Below are 21,730 nucleotides of genomic sequence, written 5' to 3'. Positions count from 1 at the left end.
CCGGGTGGTCTCCGTGGGTCTCACCCGTCCTCGACCCGATCGCCCCTCGAACCACAGAACGGAACCCCATGTCACCGGTGCCGATCACGCCGGAGTCCAACCCGTTGCGGTTGCCCTCCGACCGACGTCTCAACCGCATCGCGGGCCCCAGCGGTCTCATCATCTTCGGTGTGACGGGTGATCTCTCCCGCAAGAAGCTCATGCCCGCCGTCTACGACCTCGCCAACCGGGGCTTGTTGCCGCCCGGTTTCGCGCTGGTCGGATTCGCCCGTCAAGAGTTCGAGGGCCAGGACTTCGAGCAGGTCGTCTATCAGTCCGTCAAGGACCACGCGCGCACGCCGTTCGACGAAGACGTCTGGCGTCAGCTCAAAGAGGGGTTCCGTTTTGTCCAGGGTGTCTTCGACGACGCCGATGCGTTCGCGCGACTGAAGGACACCATCGAAGAGCTCGACCGCGAACGCGGCACGATGGGCAACCACGCGTTCTACCTCTCGATCCCGCCCAAGGCCTTCCCCATGGTCACCGAGCAGCTCCGCAACTCCGGGCTCGCCGAGGAGAAGGACGGCGCGTGGCGACGCGTCGTCATCGAGAAGCCCTTCGGCTCCGACCTCAAGACGGCCCGCGAACTCAACGCCGTCGTCGAGACGGTCTTCGAGCCCGACAGTGTGTTCCGCATCGACCACTACCTCGGCAAAGAGACGGTGCAGAACCTGCTCACGCTCCGGTTCGCCAACCAGATGTACGAACCCCTCTGGAACTCGAACTACGTCGACCACGTCCAGATCACCATGGCCGAGGACATCGGCGTCGGTGGTCGCGCCGGCTATTACGACGGCATCGGGGCCGCCCGCGACGTCATCCAGAACCACCTCCTCCAACTCCTCGCCCTGACGGCGATGGAAGAGCCGGTCACGTTCGCCGCCCGCGACCTCCGGGCCGAGAAGGAGAAGATCCTCTCGGCCGTCCGTCTGCCCGCCGACCTCGCGACGGGCACGGCTCGGGGTCAGTACGCCGGGGGGTGGCAAGGTGGGGAGAAGGTCCTCGGCTTCCTGGACGAAGAGGGCATGAACCCCGAGAGCACGACCGAGACCTTCGCCGCCATCAAGCTCGAGATCGCGACCCGGCGGTGGGCGGGCGTGCCCTTCTACCTCCGGGCCGGAAAGCGGCTCGGGCGTCGCGTGACCGAGATCGCCGTCGTCTTCAAGCAGGTGCCCGAGAACATCTTCGGAACCCAGACGTCACTCGGGCAGAACGCCCTCGTGATCCGCGTCCAGCCCGATGAGGGAGTGACCCTCCGATTCGGGTCCAAGGTGCCCGGCATCGGTACGCAGGTCCGCGACGTCACCATGGACTTCGGCTACGGACACGCCTTCACCGAGGCGAGCCCCGAGGCCTACGAGCGCCTCATCCTCGACGTGCTCCTGGGCGACCCACCCCTCTTCCCTCGGCACGAGGAGGTCGAGCTCTCCTGGAAGATCCTCGACCCGATCGAAGAGTTCTGGGCCACCCAGGGCCAGCCCGAGCAGTACCGACCCGGCACGTGGGGCCCCACCTCCGCCGATGAACTCATGGCCCGTGACGGCCGTACCTGGAGGCGTCCGTGATCGTCGACCTGCCCGACAGCACCATCAGCCGCGTCCAGAAGACGCTGGTCAAGATCAGGGAAGAAGGAGGCGCGGTCGCGTTGGGCCGCGTCCTCACCTTGATCATCTCCACTCGTCTCGGCGACGAGGAAGAAGCCATCGAGGCCGCGAACGACGCGTCACGCGAGCACCCCATGAGGGTCATCGTCGTGTCCACGTCGACCGATCTCGACGACGTCGACGGGCGACTCGACGCCCAGATCCGCGTGGGCGGTGACGCGGGCGCCAGCGAGGTCATCTTGCTGCGGGCCTACGGTGAGACCGCGAGCGACGAGGAGGGATTGGTGACGGGGCTCCTGCTCCCCGACGCTCCCGTCGTGGCGTGGTGGCCCAAGACCGCGCCTCCCGTCGTCTCGGAGTCTCCCCTGGGGCGCATCGCGCAACGGCGCATCACCGACGCCGCGAGTCAGTCCAACCCGCGCCAGTCGATCATCGACCTCGCCCGCAGCTACGCCCCCGGTGACACCGACTTCGCCTGGACCCGCCTCACCCTGTGGCGGGCACAGCTCGCCGCGGTGCTCGACCAGCCGCCCTACGAGTCGGTCACCGAGGTCGGCGTCTCCGGGGCGCCCGACTCCCCCTCGACGCTCCTCCTGGCCGCCTGGCTGCGTCTGCAGCTCCAGGTTCCGGTCGACGGCGACTTGACGACCCGGGCGACCGGCTCGAGCGGCATCCACGGAGTGCGACTCGTCCGCGCGTCCGGATCGATCGTCCTCGAACGCTCCCTGGACGACGTCGCGACGCTGACCCAACCGGGTCAGCCCACGCACGACCTGGCGCTGCCACGCCGCTCGCTGCGCGACTGCCTGGCCGAGGAACTCCGTAGACTCGACCCCGACGACCTGTTCGGGAACGTCGTGAGACACGGGGTCGGCCAACTGAGCGAACCCGTCCAGAGCAACTAGAGCAGATAGAGAACCGTGACGAACGAACGCCGGGTGCTGGTCCACCCCGACAAAGAATCACTGGGTGCCTCCGTGGCCGCCCGGTTCATCACCAAGATCATCGACGTGCTCGAAGAGCAGAACTACGCGTCGGTCGTCGTCAGCGGAGGCTCGGTGAGCACGCTCGTGCTGGCGGCCATCAACGCGTCGCCGGCACGTGACAGCGTCGACTGGTCGAAGGTCTCGATCTGGTGGGCCGACGAGCGTTGGGTCCCCGCAGGTGACGCGGATCGGAACGACACCCAGGCAGGCGTCGACTTGCTCGACCACATCGGGTTGCTGCCCGAGAACGTCCACCGCTTCGGTGCGGTGGGCGACTTCGACGACGTCGAGGCGGCAGCCGCCGCCTACCGCGACGAGTTGTTGCAGCACGCACAGGCTGACGACGCGGCCCCCCGCTTCGACATCACGCTCCTCGGCGTCGGTCCCGATGGCCATGTCGCTTCGTTGTTCCCCGACAAGGCACAGATCCGTCAGCTCGAGCCGACCGTGCTCACGATCGACGACTCCCCCAAGCCCCCGCCGGTACGCCTCACGTTGAGCCTGCCGGTCATCAACAATTCGCAGCGCGTCTGGATGATCCTCGCCGGAGCCGAGAAGGCTTCGTCGCTGGGGCTCGCCCTGGCGGGTGCCGGCGCGGACCAGGTGCCGGTGGCAGGGGTCAAGGGACGCAAGCGGACGGTCTTCTTCGTGGATCGGGACGCGGCGGCCGAGGTGCCCGAGAACTTGATCGCCTCGACCTACTGAGTCACCACCGCGGGTGCAACTGCCCCGGACCGAATGACGAAGGGCCCCGCAGCTCACGGCTGCGGGGCCCTTCGTCATGTTCGGTGTCGGGACACCAGGAGGCGCGCTCGGTTGGGTCAGGCCTTGCCGCGTCGAACGCGCAGCTGCTGCAGTGCCTCTTCGAGCAGCTGCTCGGCTTCTTCTTCGGTCCGTCGCTCTTTCACGTACGCGAGGTGCGTCTTGTACGGTTCGAGCTTCGCGACCGTCGGCGGGTTGGCCTTGTCGCGCCCTGCCGGCAGTCCGCTCGAGGGCGAGTCGACGGTTTCGGGGATCTCTTCGTCGGGCACGTTGGCCGCGAAGTGACGGACGACTTCGTTGCCGAGGGCATCCCAGTACGAGATGGTGATCCGCTCAGCGTGGAAGCCACGATCTTGCTCACCCATGGGACCCGCGCCGACGCGCGAGCCACGGATTGCGCTACCGCCCGAGGCCATCAGCTGACCGCCGCGAACTTGGTGATGAGACCCAGGACCACGATGCAGGTGATCCAGACGAGACCCAAGAAGACCGTGATGCGGTTGAGGTTGCGCTCGGCGACACCCGACGCCCCGAGGTTGCTCGTGACGCCACCGCCGAACATGTCGGAGAGACCGCCACCACGGCCGCGGTGGAGCAGGATGAGGAGGGTCAACAGGAGGCTCGTGATGCCGAGCAACACCTGCAGGATGACCTGGAGAATTTCCACGTAGGACCTTTCGATGCGGTGAGACCGCTGAACAGTATAACCGCGAGAGGCCGTCGCCCCGGCAGGTCGAGTCGGACGGGCGCCGATGACCGACGCGCCCGGCGGCTCAGACGCCGACGTGTGCCTGGAAGCGGACGATGCTGGCGAACTCGGACACGTCGAGGCTCGCCCCACCGACGAGGGCTCCGTCGACGTTGGGCTCACGCATGAAGGACGCGATGTTGGTGGATTTGACCGATCCGCCGTAGAGGACGCGGGTGGCTGCGGCGGACTCCGAACCCATGACGTCGACCAGGGCTGCCCGCAGCGCGGCGCAGACCTGTTCGGCCTGTTCGGCCGTGGCGGCCTGCCCGGACCCGATGGCCCAGACGGGCTCGTAGGCCACGACGATCTCCGCGGAGGCGGGCACCTGGGCGAGCGCCGCACGGAGTTGGGCCACCGGAACGGCACTGGGACCGTGCTGCTCGAGGTCGTCGGCCGTCTCACCGACGCAGATCACGGGTACGAGGCCGGACCGGTGAGCCGCGGCGACCTTCGTCGCCACGACCTCGTCGTCCTCAGCATGGAGCGTGCGGCGCTCCGAGTGCCCGACCAGGACGAAGCGTACGTCGAGCTTGGCGAGGAACTGCCCCGAGACCTCGCCCGTGTAGGCACCGGAATCGTGGGCGGAGAGGTCCTGGGCCCCGAGAGCCAGCTCGAGCCTGTCGGCGTCGAGCAGGGTCTGCACGCTGCGGAGATCGGTGAACGGCGGGAACACCGCGGTCTCGACCGAGTCGAAGTCGTGTTTGGCGTCCTTGAGGGACCAGGCGAGCTTCTGGACGAACGCGATCGCCTGCAGGTGATCGAGGTTCATCTTCCAGTTGCCGGCGATGAGGGGGGTGCGTGTGGTCACCATCCGAGGACCTCCAGTCCGGGGAGTCGTTTGCCCTCGAGGAACTCGAGGCTGGCTCCACCACCGGTGGAGATGTGGCCGAACTGGTCGTCCGTGAAGCCCAGGGCACGAACCGCCGCGGCGGAGTCGCCACCGCCGACGACACCGAGACCTGAGACATGCGTGAGAGCCTCGGCGACCGCCTTGGTGCCGTGTGCGAACGCCGGGAACTCGAAGACTCCCATGGGTCCGTTCCAGAAGACCGTGGACGACGTCTGGACGGTCTCGGCGAAACGGGCCGCCGTCTCGGGACCGATGTCCAACCCGAGGGCATCCGCGCCGAGAGGAGAGGACTCGATGCCGTCCGAGGCGACCACGGTGTGGTCGGCATCGGCGCTGAACGACGAGGCGACCACCACGTCGACGGGGAGGACGAGGTTGACGCCCCGACGCGCGGCTTCGTCGACGTAGCCACGGACCCGGTCCAGCTGGTCCTTCTCGAGCAGGCTCTTGCCGACGGGGAGCCCCTGGGCGGCGAGGAACGTGAAGAGCATGCCGCCGCCGATGAGCAGGTTGTCGACCCGCGGGAGCAGGTGCTCGATGACGCCGAGCTTGTCGGACACCTTCGAGCCGCCGAGGACCACGGTGTAGGGCCGCGTGGGGTTCTCGGTCAGCTTGTCGAGGACCTCGAGCTCGCGGGAGATCAGCGTGCCCGCGGCGCTCGGGAGGAGAGAGGGGAGCTCGTACACGCTCGCCTGCTTGCGGTGTACGACGCCGAAGCCGTCGGAGACGAACACGTCGCCGAGTTCGGCCAGGCGACGAGCGAACTCCTGACGCTCCGACTCGTCCTTCGACGTCTCGGCAGCGTTGTAGCGGAGGTTCTCGAGCACCATGATCTGACCGTCGGTCAGACCGGCGACCGCTGCGCTGGTCTCGTCACCGACGGTGCTCGATGCGAAGCCGACGCTCTTGCCGAGGAGTTCGCTGAGTCGCTGAGCGACCGGTCGCAGGCTGTATTCGGCCTTGGCCTCACCGTCGGGGCGACCGAGGTGCGAGATGACGACCACCCTCGCCCCTTGGTTGATCAGCAGGTCCAGGGTCTCGAGGGAGGCACGGATGCGTCCGTCGTCGGTGATCTCACCGTCTTTCAGCGGGACGTTGAGGTCGCATCGGACGATGACGCGCTTGCCCGACAAGGGACCGAGGGAATCGAGGGTTCGCAGGCTCATGGGTTCGTTTCGGGGTTGGAGGACGATGCCCCGGCCCGTGAGGGCCGGGGCATCGAGGTCGGACTAGAGGCGGTCGGCCACGTACTTCGTCAGGTCGACGAGGCGGTTCGAGTAGCCCCACTCGTTGTCGTACCACGAGGTGATCTTGACGAGGTTGCCGATGACCTTGGTGAGCCCGGAGTCGTAGATCGACGAGTGCGGGTCGGTCGTGATGTCGGTGGACACCAGCGGGTCTTCGGAGTAGGCGAGGATGCCCTTGAGTTCGCCCTCGGCAGCGGCCTTGTACGCGGCGTTGATCTGCTCGACCGTCACCGGTGTGCTGGTCTCGAGGGTCACGTCGGTGATCGAGCCGGTGGGGACGGGAACACGCAGGGCGTAGCCGTCGAGCTTGCCGGCGAGCTCGGGGATCACGAGGCCGATCGCCTTGGCGGCACCGGTGGACGTCGGGACGATGTTGAGCGCGGCGGCGCGGGCACGACGGGGGTCCTTGTGCGGGCCGTCCTGCAGGTTCTGGTCGGCCGTGTACGCGTGGACGGTCGTCATGAGACCGCGTTCGACACCGAAGTTGTCGAGGAACACCTTCATCAGGGGCGCGAGGCTGTTCGTCGTGCACGACGCGTTCGAGATGATGTGGTGGTTGGCGGGGTCGTAGATGCCCTCGTTCACGCCCAACACGATGGTGGCGTCGTCACCGGTGGCAGGAGCCGAGATGAGGACCTTCTTGGCACCGGCGGTGATGTGCTTGCGCGCGTCTTCGGCCTTGGTGAAGAAGCCGGTCGACTCGACGACGATGTCGACGCCCAGCTCGCCCCAGGGCAGGTTGGCGGGGTCGCGCTCGGCGAGCACCTTGATCGGCTTGCCGTCGACGACGATCGAGTCGCCGTCCAGCTCGACGGTGGCGTCGAGACGACCCGTGATCGAGTCGAACTTGAGGAGGTGCGCGAGGGCGGCGTTGTCGGTCAGGTCGTTGACGGCGACGATCTCGATGTCGGTTCCCTTGGCGAGCGCCGCGCGGAAGTAGTTACGGCCGATGCGACCGAAGCCGTTGATGCCGATCTTGACGGTCAATGAAACTCCTGATGATCAGGCGTCGTGGGGACGCGTGGAGGGTGTGGGCGACCAGGCCCGTGGCGACGCCCGAACTCTCGATGACCTCGGGTCGGACACCGCTTACGACAGTAGCAGCAGCCCCCTCGGATTCGTCGTCCCGTGACGTCACGGGACCCGCTCCGCCGGCCGTCAGTCGAGGTCGAGGTCGTTCGGGAGATTGGCGTCCGTACCCGGCAGGCCCAGGTCGCTGGCCTTCTTGTCGGCCATGGCGAGGAGACGGCGGATGCGTCCGGCCACGGCGTCCTTGGTCATCGGGGGGTCGGCGTGGTGACCGAGTTCGTCCAAGCTGGCGTCACGATGGGCCAGTCGCAGCTCGCCCGCGTACTTGAGGTGATCGGGGATGTCGTCGCCCAAGAGTTCCATGGCCCGGTCGACCCGGGCGCAGGCGGCGACGGCGGCCTGGGCCGAGCGTCGCAGGTTCGCGTCGTCGAAGTTGACGAGTCGGTTCGCGGTCGCGCGCACCTCCCGGCGCTGCCGCATCTCTTCCCAGTCGGTGACGCTCTTCTCGGCACCCATCACCTTGAGCATGGTGCCGATGGCCTCGCCGTCACGGATGATCACGCGGTGGACGCCGCGGACCTCGCGGGCCTTCGCCGCGACGCCGAGTCGGCCGGCGGCCCCGACCAGCGCCATGGCGGTCTCGTTGCCGGGGCACACGACCTCGAGCGAGGCGGAACGACCGGGATCGGTCAGGGAGCCCTGGGCGAGGAAGGCCCCGCGCCAGATCGCGGCGAGATCGTCGCGCGAGCCGGTCGTGAGCCGGTTCGGCAGGCCGCGCACGGGTCGTCGGCGGGCGTCCATGAGTCCGGTCTGACGGGCAAGCGTCTCGCCGGCCTCGTGGACCCGCACGAGGAACCCGGGCGTGCGTCGTGAACCCGAGGGAGCCGTCATGGCCACGTCGCTCCGCGCCCCGTACAGCTCGGCCAGGTCTTTGCGGACCCGTCGAGCGATGAGGGCCGAGTCGAGTTCTGCCTCGACCGCGATCCGACCGGAGATGAGGTGCAGTCCCCCGGCGAAACGGAGGACGGTGGCGAGCTCGGCAGCCCGGATCGTCGTCCTGCTCACCTCGACGCGGGCGAGTTCTTCTTTGACGTCGGCAGTCTGGGCCACTCCGGTTGTTCCTTTTCGTCAGGTCGACTTGTCGTCGGTACACGGGCGTGCTGAAGGACCTCGGTGGGTCATTCTCGGCCGAGGTCGCGGTGTTTCACGCTGACGGCCACGCCGGGGAGTCCACGCAGACGCGCCGCCAGTTCACCCACGAGGGTGACCGATCGATGTTTGCCCCCGGTGCAGCCAATGGCGATCGTAGCGTGTCTCTTGTTCTCACGCTGATAGCCCGACAACACGGGGACGAGCGAGGCGGCGAAGGCGTCGACGAACTCCCGTGCCCCGTCCTGCTGCATGACGTACGTCGTGACGGGTTCGTCGAGCCCCGACTGCTGCCGGAGTGCGGGCACCCAGAACGGGTTGGGGAGGAACCGTGCGTCGCCCACCATGTCGGCGTCCGTGGGCAGGCCGTACTTGAACCCGAAGCTGAGGACGGTCACCTGCACCCCGGCACGGTCGGACTCGGCGAACTTCTCGGAGATCGTCGTGGCCAGCTGATGGATGTTGAGTTCTGACGTGTCGATGATCACGTCACTGGTCTCTCGGAGTTCTTCCATTCGTGCACGCTCGGCGAGGATGCCGTCGAGCAACGTGCCGTCGCCCTGCAGCGGGTGTGGCCGCCGGACTTGCTCGAAACGCCGCACCAAGGCTGCGTCGGTCGCGTCGAGGAAGAGGACGCGCACCTTGCTGGGCATGCTCGCCCGGAGGGTGCGGACGGCCTCTTGTGCCTCGCTGAAGAGGCGACCGCCGCGGACGTCGACGACGGCCGCGATCTTGGGGAGGGAGTCCCCCGCGCGCTCGGCCAGGTCGAGCAACGGTCGCAGCATCTGCGCGGGCAGGTTGTCGACCACGTACCAGTCGAGGTCTTCGAGGGCGTTGCCGACCGTCGACCGCCCGGCACCGGACATGCCCGTCACGATCAGGACCTCTTGCTGTTCGCTGACGTCGCTCATGTCGGTGGTGTCCTCCGGGTCGGCGGGCGGTGCATCGAGTCTAGGCGGGGCTCGTGGGGGGCGCGGCGTCGTCGACGGTCACGTCCTCGGCTCCGCGGAGCCGTTCGACGACGGCCGCGGCGAGCGTCGGTCCGATGCCGCGGATCGCCGAGATGTCGGCGAGCTCGGCGTCCTTCAGTCGCTTGACCGAGCCGAAGTGCTTCAGGAGCACGGCCACGCGGGAGGGGCCCAGCCCCGGGATCTCGGCCAGTTGCGTCGAGATGTCACGCTTGCGTCGCTGCCGCTGGTGCGTGATCGCGAACCGGTGCGCCTCGTCCCGGATGCGCTGGATCAGGAACAGCGCGTCGCTGTTACGCGGCAGGATCACAGGGAAATCGTCGTCGGGCAGCCAGATCTCTTCGAGCCGCTTCGCGATGCCGCACAGGGCGATGTCGGTGACGCCGGCGTCGTCGAGTGCTCGTCGGGCCGCTGCCACCTGGGGTTGTCCGCCGTCGACGATGAGGAGGTTGGGGCGGTACGCGAACCGTTTGCGTTGCTCACCCACCTCCTCGACGGGGGCGAGTTCGTCGTCGAGGCGCGAGAGCCGGCGGCTGAGGGTCTGGTAGATCGACTCCGTGTCGTCGGTCGACTGCGGGATGTTGAATCGCCGGTACTGGTCCTTCCGCGGCAGGCCGTCCTCGAACACGACCATCGAGGCGACGATGTTCGTGCCCGAGAGGTGGGACACGTCGTAGCACTCCATGCGCAAGGGAGCGTCGCTCATGCCGAGGGCCTCCTGGATGTCGGCCAGGGCGGTCGACCGGGTGGCGAAGTCGGCGCTGCGACGGGTCTTGTAGAGCATGAGCGACTGCTGCGCGTTGAGGGTCGCCGTCTGCATCAGGTTCGCCTTCTCACCTCGCTGTGCCGTGTGGATCTGCACCCGTCCGCGCCCGCGGAGGGAACTCAGCACGCTCTCGAGGGCGTCGTTGTCGTCCGGGGTCTCGGTCACGACGATCTCGCGGGGAAGCTCGGCGCCGGCCGTGTAGATGCCTTGCAGGACCTGCTCGACGAGGTCGCCGGTCGAGATGTCGATCTCTTTGTCGACGACCCATCCGCGGGAACCACGGATGCGACCGCCCCTCACCGTGAAGAGTTGGACGGCGGCCGCCAGCTCGTCCTCGGCGAGGGCGTAGAGGTCGAGGTCGACGTTGTCGCGGAGGACGACCGCCGACTTGTCGAGCACGGCCTCGAGGGCCTGCACCTGGTCACGGTACGTGGCTGCGTCCTCGAAGCGCTGCTCGACGGCGGCCGTCTTCATCGAGCGCTGGAGGTCGGCGATCACCCGCTTGTCGTAGCTGCCCATGAACTTGACGAACTCGTCGACGATCGCCCGGTGCTCCTCGATCGACACCTTGTGCGAGCAGGGCCCGCCGCAACGACCGATCTGCCCCGGGAAGCAGGGCTTGCCCGTCTGCATGGCCTTCTTGTAGCTGCTGTCGGAGCACGTGCGGATCGGGAAGACCTTGATCATCAGGTCGATGGTGTCGTGGACCGCCCAGATCTTCGGGTACGGCCCGAAGTACTTCGCCCCCTTGATGCGCGGGTTCCGCGTGACCATGACCCGGGGCGCCTCGTCGGCCAGGGTGACGGCCATGAAGGGGTAGGTCTTGTCGTCGCGGAACTTGACGTTGAACGGAGGATCGAACTCTTTGATCCACGTGTACTCGAGCTGCAGGGCCTCGATGTCGCTGCCCACGACGGTCCATTCGACCGACCTCGCGGTCAGGACCATCCGTCGGGTTCGTTCGTGCAAGGAAGGCAGCGGGGCGAAGTAGTTGCTCAGCCGGGCCCGGAGGTTCTTGGCCTTGCCGACGTACAAGACCCGGCCCCGCTCGTCACGCCAGCGGTAGACGCCAGGGTCTGTCGGGATCTCGCCCGCCTTCGGGCGCCAGGAGACGGTGTTGCTCATCGGGCTTCGACGGCCTCCCGACGTCGCGTCGGCGTGGCCTTCTTCTTCTGGACGCGAGGCACGGTGTGACCCGACTCGAGGATCTCCTTCAAGAAGACGCCTGTGTGGCTCTCGGACACGGTGGCGAGGTGCTCGGGCGTACCGGTGGCGATGACGGTACCGCCACCCGCGCCTCCTTCGGGGCCCATGTCGATGAGCCAGTCGGCGGACTTGATGACGTCGAGGTTGTGCTCGATCGTGATGACGGTGTTGCCCTTCTCGACGAGACCGTTCAGCACGAGGAGGAGCTTGCGGACGTCCTCGAAGTGCAGACCGGTGGTCGGCTCGTCGAGCACGTAGACGCTGCGACCGTTCGATCGCTTCTGCAGCTCGGTCGCGAGCTTGACGCGCTGGGCCTCGCCACCGCTCAGCGTGGTGGCGCTCTGACCGAGTCGCACGTAGCCCAGGCCGACGTCGACCAGGGTCGACATGAAGCGCGAGATCGCCGAGATGGGGGCGAAGAACTCGGCGGCCTCGCTGATCGGCATCTCGAGGACCTCGGAGATGTTCTTGCCCTTGTACCGCACCGCCAGGGTGTCGCGGTTGTACCGCGCGCCGCCGCAGACCTCGCAGGCCACGTAGACGTCGGGCAGGAAGTTCATCTCGATCTTGATCGTGCCGTCACCCGCGCAGTTCTCGCAGCGGCCGCCCTTGACGTTGAAGCTGAACCGACCCGGAAGGTAACCGCGGGCCTTCGCGTCGGTCGTCTCGGCGAAGAGGGTGCGGATTCGGTCGAACACGCCCGTGTAGGTCGCGGGATTCGAGCGCGGGGTGCGGCCGATCGGCGCCTGGTCCACGTGGACGACCTTGTCGAGGGCGTCGAGCCCCGTGACACGTGTGTGCTTGCCGGGGATCTGACGGGCTCCGTTGAGTTGGTTCGCCAGGACCTTGTACAGGATGTCGTTGACGAGGGAGGACTTGCCGGAACCGCTGACGCCCGTCACGGCGACGAAGGTACCCAGGGGGAAGTCGACCGTGACGTCGCGCAGGTTGTTGGCCTTGGCGCCGACGACCGAGATCATGCGCTTCTTGTCGACGGGACGACGGCTGGTCGGGGTCTCGATGGAGCGCCGTCCGGCGAGGTAGTCGCCCGTGTACGAGTCGGTGTTCGCGACGAGGTCCTCGTAGCTGCCCGAGTGCACGACCGTGCCGCCGTTGACGCCGGCACCCGGACCGATGTCGACGACCCAGTCGGCCGTCTTGATGGTGTCCTCGTCGTGCTCGACGACGATCAGCGTGTTGCCGAGGTTCTTGAGTTTGACCAGCGTGTCGATCAGGCGGCGGTTGTCGCGCTGGTGCAGGCCGATGCTCGGCTCGTCGAGGACGTAGAGCACTCCGGTGAGGCCGGAGCCGATCTGGGTCGCGAGGCGGATGCGCTGGGCCTCGCCACCCGAGAGGGACCCGGCGGCGCGGGCCAGCGAGAGGTACGTGAGTCCCACCTCGAGCAAGAACTCGAGTCGGACCCGGATCTCTCGCAGGACCTGGGCGGCGATGCGCGCCTCGCGGGTCGTGAGGGTGAGGCTGTTCATGAACTCGAAGGCGTCGGCGAGGCTGAGCTCGGACACGGTCGCGATGTCGTTCCCGTCGACCAGGACGGCGAGGACCTCGGGTTTGAGCCGCTTGCCCTTGCACACGACGCACGGGATCTCGCGGAGGTAGGACGCGTAGCGCTGTCGCTGGGTGTCGGTCTCGGCCTCGGCGTACTTGCGCTCGATGTAGGGCATCACACCCTCGAAACCGGTCGAGTACGTCATCTCACGCCCGAAACGGTTCCGCCACTTGACCGTGACCTCGAAGTCGTTGCCCTGGAGGACGGCGTGCTGGATCTTCTCGGGCAGGTCGTGCCACGGAGTCTTGAGGCTGAAGCCGAGATCGCCGGCCAGACCCTCGAGGAGTTTCTGGAAGTAGTTGTAGAGACCCTTGCCGGACTGGGTCCAGGGAAGGATGACACCGTCGGCGAGGCTCAGTTCGGGGTCGCCGAGCAGCAGGTCGGAGTCGACGGACATCTTGGTGCCGAGACCGGAGCATTCGGGGCAGGCGCCGAAGGGGGCGTTGAACGAGAACGTCCGAGGCTCGATCTCGGTGAGCTGGACGGGGTGGTTGTTCGGGCACGAGAGCTTCTCGGAGAACGTCCGGTACTTGCCGGCTGCGCCCTCGTCGGTGTCGACGAAGTCGATCGTGACCAGGCCGTCGGTCAGGCGGAGGGCGGTCTCGAGGGAGTCGGTCAGACGGGTCAGCGCCTGATCGGAGGCGACGAGGCGATCGACGACGACCGAGATGTCGTGCTTGATCTGCTTCTTCAGCTTGGGCGGGGAACTGAGCTGGATCTGCTCACCGTCGACGATGGCCCGGGAATAGCCCGTGGACGCGAGCTCGGCGAACAGATCGACGAACTCGCCTTTCTTCTGCGAGACCACGGGGCTCAGCACCTGGTAGCGGGTGCCCGTCTCGAGCGTCATGAGCTGGTCGGCGATCTGCTGCACGCTCTGCTTGCTGATCTTCTCACCGCAGACGGCGCAGTGCGGCACGCCGATGCGTGCCCAGAGCAGGCGCATGTAGTCGTAGATCTCGGTGATCGTGCCGACCGTGGACCGTGGGTTGCGGTTCGTGGACTTCTGGTCGATGGAGACGGCCGGGCTGAGGCCCTCGATGAAGTCGACGTCGGGCCGGTCGACCTGACCCAGGAACTGCCGCGCGTAGGCGGACAGCGACTCGACGTAGCGTCTCTGACCCTCGGCGAAGATCGTGTCGAATGCGAGGGACGACTTGCCGGAGCCGGACAACCCGGTGAAGACGACCAACGAGTCACGCGGGATCTCGAGGTCGACGTTGTCCAGGTTGTGCACACGGGCACCCCGGACGCTCAGCGTGGAGGAACCTTCTACAGGTGAGATGGACACTCTTACCATTCTGTCGATGTGGACGACGCTCGTCGTCGTGGCGGGCGGGCCCGCAGGAGGTACGGCCGGCGGCGCCGGGTCAGGGGGCCGAGGACGAGATGACGGGTTGGACCCCCGTCAGGTCGGCCGACACCTGCCACAGACGGGCTGCGACCGACTCGTCGCGGGTATGACGTTTGGCGGGAACACGAGCCGGCGCGCCGGTCAGTTGGAACCATCCGGCCGGACCCCAGTATTCCCCGCCGACGACGTCTTCGCCCACGACGGCCTGGACCAGTGGCTCTGCTCCGACCTCTTTTCCCTGGGAGAAGGTGTGCATCATCGAGGTGAGGACGGCGGGAGGGCGATGGGGTTCGACGACGGGCGGACGCGGGTCGCTGAGAGAGTCCCAGGAGAACCCGGGGTGGGCGACGACGCTGGAGACCGACGATCCGGCGGCTCGAAGGCGACGATCGAGGTCGAAGCCGAAGGTCATGACCGCCAGCTTGGATCGCGCGTAGGCGACGGCCCCGGCGTAGCTCGAGACCATCATGGGGTCGTCGAGGTCGAGTCGCACCCACCGGTGGCTGATGCTGCCGAGGTGCACGACTCGAGCCTGCCCTGCCGACTCGAGGGCCGGCATGAGGTGCGAGACCAAGGCGAAGTGGCCGAGATGGTTGGTGCCGAATTGGAGTTCGAATCCGTCGGTCGTCGCCTGACGCCGACGGGAGCCGACGACGCCCGCATTGGCCAGGAGGCCGTCGACCGGTCCCCCGGCGGCGATGGCGGACGCACCAGAGCGGACCGACGCGAGGTCGGCCAGGTCGAGCGCGACCGTGTCGACGTCCGCCCCGGGCACGCGGCTGCGGAGGAGATCGGCGGCCCGGACGGCCCTCTCGGCGTCGCGAGCCGCGAGGACGACCTGATGACCGGCCGTGACGAGCCGCTCGGCGGAGTAGTAGCCGAGCCCCGCCGTCGCACCCGTGACGACGACGCGGCGACGATCACCGGGCATGACCGGCAGCCTCCATCTGCCGCAGGTCTTTCTTCAGGTCGGCGACCTCGTCGCGGAGCCGACCGGCCAACTCGAACTTGAGCTCGGCGGAGGCCTGCAGCATCTGCTCGTTGAGGTCGGCGATGATGGCTTCGAGGCCGTTCGCCGCGCTGGCAGCCTTGCCCTCGCGGCGGAGGTTCGGCGTCGGGGCGCGCTTGCCGCCCTGGCGATCCGCGAGGAGGCGTGCGGTGTCGGCACCCTCGCGGGCCAGGACCTCGGTGATGTCGGCGATCTTCTTGCGGAGTGGTTGAGGGTCGATGCCCCTCTCGAGGTTGTAGGCGACCTGCTTCTCGCGACGACGATCGGTCTCTTCGAGAGCCTGTTTCATGGAGTCGGTCATCACGTCGGCGTACATGTGCACCTGACCCGAGACGTTGCGGGCCGCGCGGCCGATGGTCTGGATGAGGGACGTCGACGAACGGAGGAAGCCCTCTTTGTCGGCATCGAGGATCGCGACGAGCGACACCTCGGGGAGGTCGAGGCCCTCACGGAGCAGGTTGATGCCGACGAGCACGTCGTAGACGCCCTGTCGCAGTTCGGTGAGGAGTTCGACCCGCCGGAGAGTGTCGACGTCGGAGTGCAGATACCGCACCCGCACACCCGCCTCGGTGAGGAAGTCGGTGAGTTCTTCGGCCATCTTCTTGGTCAGGGTGGTGACCAGGACGCGTTCGTCGATCTCGACCCGCGTACGGATCTCTTCGAGCAGGTCGTCGATCTGGCCCGCGGACGGCTTCACCACGATCTCGGGATCGATGAGCCCGGTGGGTCGGATGATCTGCTCGACCACGCTGTCGGTGATGCCCAGCTCGTATTTGCCCGGTGTCGCCGAGAGGTAGACCTTCTGGCCGACCCGGTCGAGGAACTCCTCGAACTTGAGCGGCCTGTTGTCGAGGGCACTGGGAAGCCTGAATCCGTGGTCGACGAGGGTGCGCTTGCGCGAAGCGTCTCCCTCGTACATGGCACCGATCTGGGGCACGGTGACGTGCGACTCGTCGATCACCACGAGCAGGTCGTCGGGGAAGTAGTCGAGCAGGCAGTGGGGCGCCTCGCCGGGCGACCGGCCGTCGATGTGCGCGGAATAGTTCTCGATGCCGTTGCAGAAGCCGATCTGTTCCATCATCTCGAGGTCGAAGGTCGTGCGCATGCGCAGGCGCTGGGACTCGAGGAGCTTTCCCTGCTTGTCGAGCTCGTCCAGGCGGGTGGCGAGTTCGTCCTTGATGGTGCCGATGGCGCGGTGCATGACGTCGGTGCCCGCGACGTAGTGCGAACCGGGGAAGACCGAGACGGCGTCCATCGTCTTGACGACGTCGCCCGTGAGCGGGTGGAGGGCGTACAGAGCCTCCACCTCGTCGCCGAACATCTCGATGCGGATGGCCAGCTCTTCGTACATGGGGATGATCTCGATCGTGTCTCCGCGTACGCGGAAGTTGCCGCGGGAGAAATCGATGTCGTTGCGCTGGTACTGCATCGAGACGAACCGGCGGATCAGCGTCTCGCGATCGATCCGCATGCCGACCTGGAGGGCGATCATGGCCTCCATGTAGCCCTCGGGAGTGCCGAGACCGTAGATGCAGGAGACCGTCGAGACGACGATGACGTCACGTCGGCTCAGCAGCGAGTTCGTCGTCGAGTGACGCAACCGCTCGACCTCGGCGTTGACCGAGCTGTCCTTCTCGATGAAGGTGTCGGTCTGCGGGACGTAGGCCTCGGGCTGGTAGTAGTCGTAGTACGAGACGAAGTACTCGACGGCGTTGTTCGGGAACAGCGAGCGGAACTCGTTCGCCAACTGGGCCGCGAGCGTCTTGTTGTGGGCCAGCACGAGCGTGGGCCGTTGCACCTGCTCGACGAGCCAGGCGGTGGTCGCCGACTTGCCCGTTCCGGTGGCACCGAGCAGCACGACGTCGGTCTCGCCGGCGTTGATGCGCCCCGCCAGTTCGGCGATGGCGGCCGGCTGGTCGCCGCTGGGCTCGAACTCACTGATGACTTCGAACGGGCGCACACTGCGGGTCGGTTCCATGGATTCCAGCTTACGAGGGACCACCGACACTCGTGTCGTGGGAGGCCGCCTGCTTCGCCGCTGACAGCGAACGCAGTCGATCGTAGAGGTCGTCAGCCTGCTCCAGGGTGTGCTCGAGCGAACCCGAGGAGTCGACGACGAGGTCTGCCACGGCGAGTCGCGTCCGGTCGTCCGCCTGCGCGTCCACACGCCGCCGCGCCTCCTCGTCGTTCATCCCGCGGAGTTCCACGAGTCGCCTCAGGCGGACCTCGCGCGGGGCGTTCACGACGACGATCACGTCGAAGCCGTCGGTCCCCCGTGATTCGACGAGCAACGGCACGTCGTAGACGACGACGCGACCCGCGTCGTCGGCGACGGCGTCGGTCATGCGCCGGGCGGAGAGCTCGTGCACGGCCGGGTGGGTGATCTCCTCGAGATCACGGCGTGCGGCGGGGTCGGCGAAGACGATCGCCCCCAGGGCGGCTCGGTCGAGGAAGCCGTCGGGCTGCAGGACGTCGGATCCGAAGCGGTCGACGACGGCCGCGAGTCCCGCCGATCCGGGCTCGACCACCTCGCGCGCGAGGGCGTCGGCATCGATGTGCGCCGCGCCCCGTTCGGCGAGTCGACGGGCCACGACCGATTTGCCGGCGGCGATGCCACCGGTCAATCCACACACGAACACGACGTCGAGACTACGCCGGAAACGCCGGAAGGCGGCTCCCCCGAGGGGGAACCGCCTTCTGGTCGAGACCGGACGGACTCAGTTGTTGTTCGACAGCTTCTCGCGCAGTGCGGCGAGCGACTCGTCGTCGGCGAGGGTGCCCGCGCCCGAAGCGGACTCGGCCGAGAACGACGAACCCGTGGGAGCGTCGAACGTCGTCTCTTCGACGAGCGAGGCAGCGACCTGCTTCTTGTGGGCTTCCCAGCGCGCCTGGGCGGCAGCGTAGTCCTGCTCCCACTTCTCGCGCTGCGAGTCGAAGCCTTCGCGCCACTCGTTCGTCTCGGGGTCGAAGCCCTCGGGGTACTTGTAGTTGCCCTGGTCGTCGTACTCGGTGAGCATGCCGTAGAGCGCCGGGTCGAACTCGGTGCCTTCGGGGTCGACGCCCTCGTTGGCCTGCTTGAGGCTCAGCGAGATGCGACGGCGGTCGAGATCGATGTCGATGACCTTGACGAACACCTCGTCGCCGACGGCGACGACCTGCTCGGCCAGCTCGACGTGCTTCGCCGACAGCTCGGAGATGTGCACGAGACCCTCGATGCCGTCGGCCACGCGGACGAACGCACCGAAGGGGACGAGCTTGGTGACCTTGCCCGGAGCGACCTGACCGATCGCGTGCGTGCGGGCGAACACCTGCCACGGGTCTTCCTGGGTGGCCTTGAGCGAGAGCGACACGCGCTCACGGTCGAGGTCGACCTCGAGGATCTCGACGGTGACCTCCTGGCCCACCTCGACGACCTCGCTGGCGTGCTCGATGTGCTTCCAGCTGAGCTCCGAGACGTGCACGAGGCCGTCCACGCCGCCCAGGTCGACGAACGCACCGAAGTTGACGATCGACGAGACGACGCCCTTGCGGACCTGGCCCTTGTGGAGGTTGTTGAGGAAGGTCGTGCGGCTCTCGGACTGCGTCTGCTCGAGCAGGGCACGGCGCGACAGGACCACGTTGTTGCGGTTCTTGTCGAGCTCGAGGATCTTGGCCTCGATCTCCTGGCCCAGGTAGGGCGTGAGGTCGCGGACGCGGCGCAGCTCGATGAGCGATGCGGGGAGGAAGCCACGGAGGCCGATGTCGACGATGAGGCCACCCTTGACGACCTCGATGACCGTACCGGTGACGACGCCGTCGGCGTCCTTGATCTTCTCCACGTCGCCCCAGGCACGCTCGTACTGAGCGCGCTTCTTGGACAGGATCAGACGGCCTTCTTTGTCTTCCTTCTGGAGGACGAGGGCCTCGACCGTGTCACCGACCTCGACGACCTCGGTGGGGTCGACGTCGTGCTTGATCGAGAGTTCGCGCGAGGGGATGACGCCCTCGGTCTTGTAGCCGACGTCGAGGAGGACCTCGTCGCGGTCGATCTTCACGACGGTGCCCTCGATGAGGTCGCCGTCGTTGAAGAACTTCAGGGTCTTCTCGACCGCGGCCAGGAAGTCATCAGCGGATCCGATGTCGTTGATGGCGACCTGCTTGGGTGCCTTGGTCGTTACGGTTGTCATGTAGTTAGTGCTCCAGTACGGGCATGAATCGGGCCGTGCTCGTCCCTCGAACGGTGTTCGGGAGGGTGTGTCGAACGCGGCGTGCGGAAATGTCGACGCAGATAGCGCTCGGTCATCTTAGCGCGGTGCCGCAGGTGCGGGCAACGGCGTGTCGGCGGTCGCGACGACTCAGGACAGCAGCGCCCGCCGCAGCGTGTCGAGCCCGACCCCGCCCAGCCCCAGGGCGTCCCGGTGGAAGGCCTTGACGTCGAAGGCCGCGCCGTCTCGACGGGCGCGTTCGGCGCGGAGGTCTTCCCAGATGCGCTGACCGACCTTGTACGACGGCGCCTGCCCCGGCCAGCCGAGGTACCTGTCGACCTCGAAGCGCACGAACTCGGTGTCCATGTTGACGTTGTCCGACATGAAGGCGAAGGCGTTCGTCGCGTCCCACGACCCGCCGCCGCCGGGGAACGGCTTGCCGAGGTGGACCCCGATGTCGAGCACCACACGCGCTGCACGCATGCGCTGACCGTCGAGCATGCCCAGCCGGTCGCCCGGGTCGCCCAACAAACCGAGCTCGTCCATGAGCCGTTCCGCGTACAGGGCCCAGCCCTCGGCGTGCCCCGAGGTGCCGGCCAGCTGTCGACGCCACGTGTTCAGCGTGGCCCGGTTGTGGACGGCCTGACCGAGTTGGAGATGGTGGCCGGGGACCCCCTCGTGGAAGACCGTCGTCGTCTCGCGCCACGTGCCGAAGCGGGTGACCCCCTCGGGCACGGACCACCACATGCGTCCGGGACGTGAGAAGTCGTCGCTGGGGCTCGTGTAGTAGATGCCGCCGTCCTTGGTCGGTGCGATGCGGCACTCGAGCCGGCGGACGGGCTCGGGGATGTCGAACTGGTCTCGGCCCAGCTCGGCGACCGCGCGATCGCTGAGTTCCTGCATCCAGGCGCGGAGCGCGTCGGTGCCGTCGAGCTGGCGCGCGGGGTCGGCGTCGAGCAGCTCGATGGCCCGGGAGACCGACGCCCCGGGTTCGATCTGCCGGGCGACCTCTTCTTGTTCGGCCGTCATCCGGGCGAGCTCGTCGATCCCCCACTCGTAGGTCTCGTCGAGGTCGACCGTCGCTCCGAGGAACCGTCGCGAGTGCAGGGCGTAGGCGTCGCGCCCGACGGCGTCGTCGGCGGTCGCCGCGGGGAGCAACTCGTCGAGCAGGAAGCGTCGGAGGTCGACGTAGGCCTCCGCCGCCGACGAGGCGCCCGAGGTGAGGTCCCGGCCGAGCGCCGTTCCGGGTTCGGTGCCGTCACCGAGCCGGGCGCCCCGCACGAACTCGGCGAAGAAGCCGTCGTCGGCACCGATGCGGGCACACTGCTCGGCCACCTTCTCGACCTGGCGCCGGGCGGGGGTGACTCCCCCGGCGATGCCCGCGCGCAACGTCTCGACGTACTGGTCGACGGCGGTCCGGACCCGACCGAGACGGGTCGCGACGTCGCCCCAGTCGCCCTCGGATGCGGTGGGCATGAGGTCGAACACGTCGCGGATGCCCTGGGCCGGCGACGCGATCACGCTGAGGTCGCGCAACTCGAGTCGCTGTTCGGCGTAGAGCAGCTCGAGCTCGAGCTCGTTCGTCAGGTCGTCCCGGGTGACCCGGTCGACGTCGTCCACGGGAGTGGTGGACCGCAGTTCGGCCAACGTGGCCCGGACGGCCTCGATGCGTCGGGCATGACCGTCGGGCGAGTAGTCGCCGTAATCACCCGTCCGGCCCTCACGACCGATCCAGGTGGCGGTCGTGGGGTCGAGCTCGCAGAGGGTGTCCACCCATCGTTCGGCGACCGCGTCCACGGGGGTCGGTGTGCGAGGGGTCGGCGTCGTCGTGGCATCGGTCATGCCGACGAGCCTAGTGACGCAGGAGGCGCGGTGCAGGGGGCCCCGCACCGCGCTTCCTCGGCTCCCACGACGAACGGGACGCCCGCCGACTCTCGTCGGCGGGCGTCCCGTGTCGGTGCTGGTGCCTACTCTTTGTCGAGGTCGGTCGCGAGGAGCGCGACGAGCTCGTCGAGGGCGGCCTCGGCGTTGTCGCCCTCGGTCGCGACGACGACCTCTTCACCGTGGCCGATGCCCAGCGAGAGCACGCCGAGGATGCTCGCGGCGTTGACGCTCTTGCCGGCTGCGGAGGTCAACGTGACCTTGGCGCCGGTCTTGCCGGCGGCCTGGCTGAACAACGAGGCGGGACGGGCGTGCAGCCCGACGCTCGAGGCGATGGTGACGGAACGTTCTGGCATGTCTTCTCCTCTGGAGGGGGTG

18 protein-coding genes are annotated in these 21,730 nt (G+C 67.6%); 3 read left to right on the top strand and 15 right to left on the bottom strand.

Annotated elements, in window-relative coordinates; genetic code table 11:
* The first annotated feature begins 68 nt into the window (after nt 1-68).
* The 3 genes from zwf to pgl are packed head-to-tail and all read left to right on the top strand — an operon-like array spanning nt 69 to nt 3,334.
* Nucleotides 69-1,604 carry a glucose-6-phosphate dehydrogenase gene (zwf, locus tag ASE87_RS05320; protein WP_043595008.1) on the top strand — a complete coding sequence of 512 codons (1,536 nt, stop codon included), beginning with the start codon at nt 69-71 and terminating at the stop codon, nt 1,602-1,604.
* A complete protein-coding gene (locus ASE87_RS05315) occupies nt 1,601-2,548 on the top strand; it encodes a glucose-6-phosphate dehydrogenase assembly protein OpcA (protein WP_056226481.1) in 948 nt (315 codons plus the stop codon). The genes zwf and ASE87_RS05315 overlap by 4 nt, the downstream gene beginning before the upstream one ends.
* 15 nt (nt 2,549-2,563) lie before the next feature.
* Nucleotides 2,564-3,334, top strand: a complete 771-nt coding sequence (pgl, locus tag ASE87_RS05310; RefSeq protein WP_056226478.1) for a 6-phosphogluconolactonase — start codon at nt 2,564-2,566, stop codon at nt 3,332-3,334.
* A gap of 116 nt (nt 3,335-3,450) precedes the next feature.
* Here pgl and ASE87_RS05305 read toward each other — a convergent pair whose 3' ends face one another.
* The 15 genes from ASE87_RS05305 to ASE87_RS05235 all read right to left on the bottom strand — a co-directional run bounded on the left by ASE87_RS05305 (nt 3,451) and on the right by ASE87_RS05235 (nt 21,708).
* Nucleotides 3,451-3,807, bottom strand: coding sequence for an RNA polymerase-binding protein RbpA (locus ASE87_RS05305; protein WP_043595011.1), 357 nt, complete (start codon nt 3,805-3,807; stop codon nt 3,451-3,453).
* On the bottom strand, nt 3,807-4,058 hold the full coding sequence (secG, locus tag ASE87_RS05300) for a preprotein translocase subunit SecG (RefSeq protein ID WP_043595012.1): 252 nt from the start codon (nt 4,056-4,058) through the stop codon (nt 3,807-3,809). The genes ASE87_RS05305 and secG overlap by 1 nt, the downstream gene beginning before the upstream one ends.
* 106 nt (nt 4,059-4,164) lie before the next feature.
* Nucleotides 4,165-4,953, bottom strand: a complete 789-nt coding sequence (gene tpiA, locus ASE87_RS05295; RefSeq protein WP_056226475.1) for a triose-phosphate isomerase — start codon at nt 4,951-4,953, stop codon at nt 4,165-4,167.
* Nucleotides 4,947-6,158, bottom strand: a complete 1,212-nt coding sequence (gene pgk, locus ASE87_RS05290) for a phosphoglycerate kinase (RefSeq protein ID WP_056226472.1) — start codon at nt 6,156-6,158, stop codon at nt 4,947-4,949. Before pgk ends, tpiA begins: the two co-directional genes overlap by 7 nt.
* A gap of 63 nt (nt 6,159-6,221) precedes the next feature.
* Nucleotides 6,222-7,226 (bottom strand): type I glyceraldehyde-3-phosphate dehydrogenase, encoded by a 1,005-nt coding sequence (gene gap, locus ASE87_RS05285; RefSeq protein ID WP_043595015.1) that lies wholly within the window; start codon nt 7,224-7,226, stop codon nt 6,222-6,224.
* 171 nt (nt 7,227-7,397) lie between these two features.
* Nucleotides 7,398-8,378: a DNA-binding protein WhiA gene (whiA, locus tag ASE87_RS05280; protein ID WP_043595016.1), complete on the bottom strand. Its 981-nt coding sequence runs from the start codon at nt 8,376-8,378 to the stop codon at nt 7,398-7,400.
* Between the two features lie 68 nt (nt 8,379-8,446).
* A complete protein-coding gene (gene rapZ / locus ASE87_RS05275) occupies nt 8,447-9,328 on the bottom strand; it encodes an RNase adapter RapZ (RefSeq protein ID WP_055972789.1) in 882 nt (293 codons plus the stop codon).
* A gap of 40 nt (nt 9,329-9,368) precedes the next feature.
* Entirely contained in the window at nt 9,369-11,276 is a 1,908-nt protein-coding gene (uvrC, locus tag ASE87_RS05270; RefSeq protein WP_043595018.1) for an excinuclease ABC subunit UvrC, read from the bottom strand.
* Nucleotides 11,273-14,224: an excinuclease ABC subunit UvrA gene (uvrA, locus tag ASE87_RS05265; RefSeq protein ID WP_157489685.1), complete on the bottom strand. Its 2,952-nt coding sequence runs from the start codon at nt 14,222-14,224 to the stop codon at nt 11,273-11,275. The genes uvrC and uvrA overlap by 4 nt, the downstream gene beginning before the upstream one ends.
* A 70-nt stretch (nt 14,225-14,294) precedes the next feature.
* Nucleotides 14,295-15,209 carry an SDR family NAD(P)-dependent oxidoreductase gene (locus ASE87_RS05260; protein WP_056226469.1) on the bottom strand — a complete coding sequence of 305 codons (915 nt, stop codon included), beginning with the start codon at nt 15,207-15,209 and terminating at the stop codon, nt 14,295-14,297.
* Nucleotides 15,199-17,265: an excinuclease ABC subunit UvrB gene (gene uvrB / locus ASE87_RS05255; RefSeq protein ID WP_043592809.1), complete on the bottom strand. Its 2,067-nt coding sequence runs from the start codon at nt 17,263-17,265 to the stop codon at nt 15,199-15,201. Before uvrB ends, ASE87_RS05260 begins: the two co-directional genes overlap by 11 nt.
* 10 nt (nt 17,266-17,275) lie before the next feature.
* Nucleotides 17,276-17,926, bottom strand: coding sequence for a dephospho-CoA kinase (gene coaE / locus ASE87_RS05250; RefSeq protein WP_056226466.1), 651 nt, complete (start codon nt 17,924-17,926; stop codon nt 17,276-17,278).
* 78 nt (nt 17,927-18,004) lie between these two features.
* Nucleotides 18,005-19,453: a 30S ribosomal protein S1 gene (gene rpsA, locus ASE87_RS05245; RefSeq protein WP_043592805.1), complete on the bottom strand. Its 1,449-nt coding sequence runs from the start codon at nt 19,451-19,453 to the stop codon at nt 18,005-18,007.
* Nucleotides 19,454-19,621: 168 nt separating this feature from the next.
* The gene (locus ASE87_RS05240) at nt 19,622-21,313 is read right to left on the bottom strand and encodes a DUF885 domain-containing protein (RefSeq protein ID WP_056226464.1); all 1,692 of its coding nucleotides are present in this window, start codon (nt 21,311-21,313) and stop codon (nt 19,622-19,624) included.
* A gap of 125 nt (nt 21,314-21,438) precedes the next feature.
* Nucleotides 21,439-21,708, bottom strand: a complete 270-nt coding sequence (locus ASE87_RS05235) for an HPr family phosphocarrier protein (protein WP_043592801.1) — start codon at nt 21,706-21,708, stop codon at nt 21,439-21,441.
* Between the last annotated feature and the right edge of the window lie 22 nt (nt 21,709-21,730).

The sequence above is a fragment of the Frigoribacterium sp. Leaf44 genome, assembly GCF_001421865.1.
Lineage (GTDB): Bacteria > Actinomycetota > Actinomycetes > Actinomycetales > Microbacteriaceae > Frigoribacterium.
The sequence above is the reverse complement of the archived record's forward strand: the minus strand, read 5'-3'. Positions and strand labels throughout refer to the sequence as shown.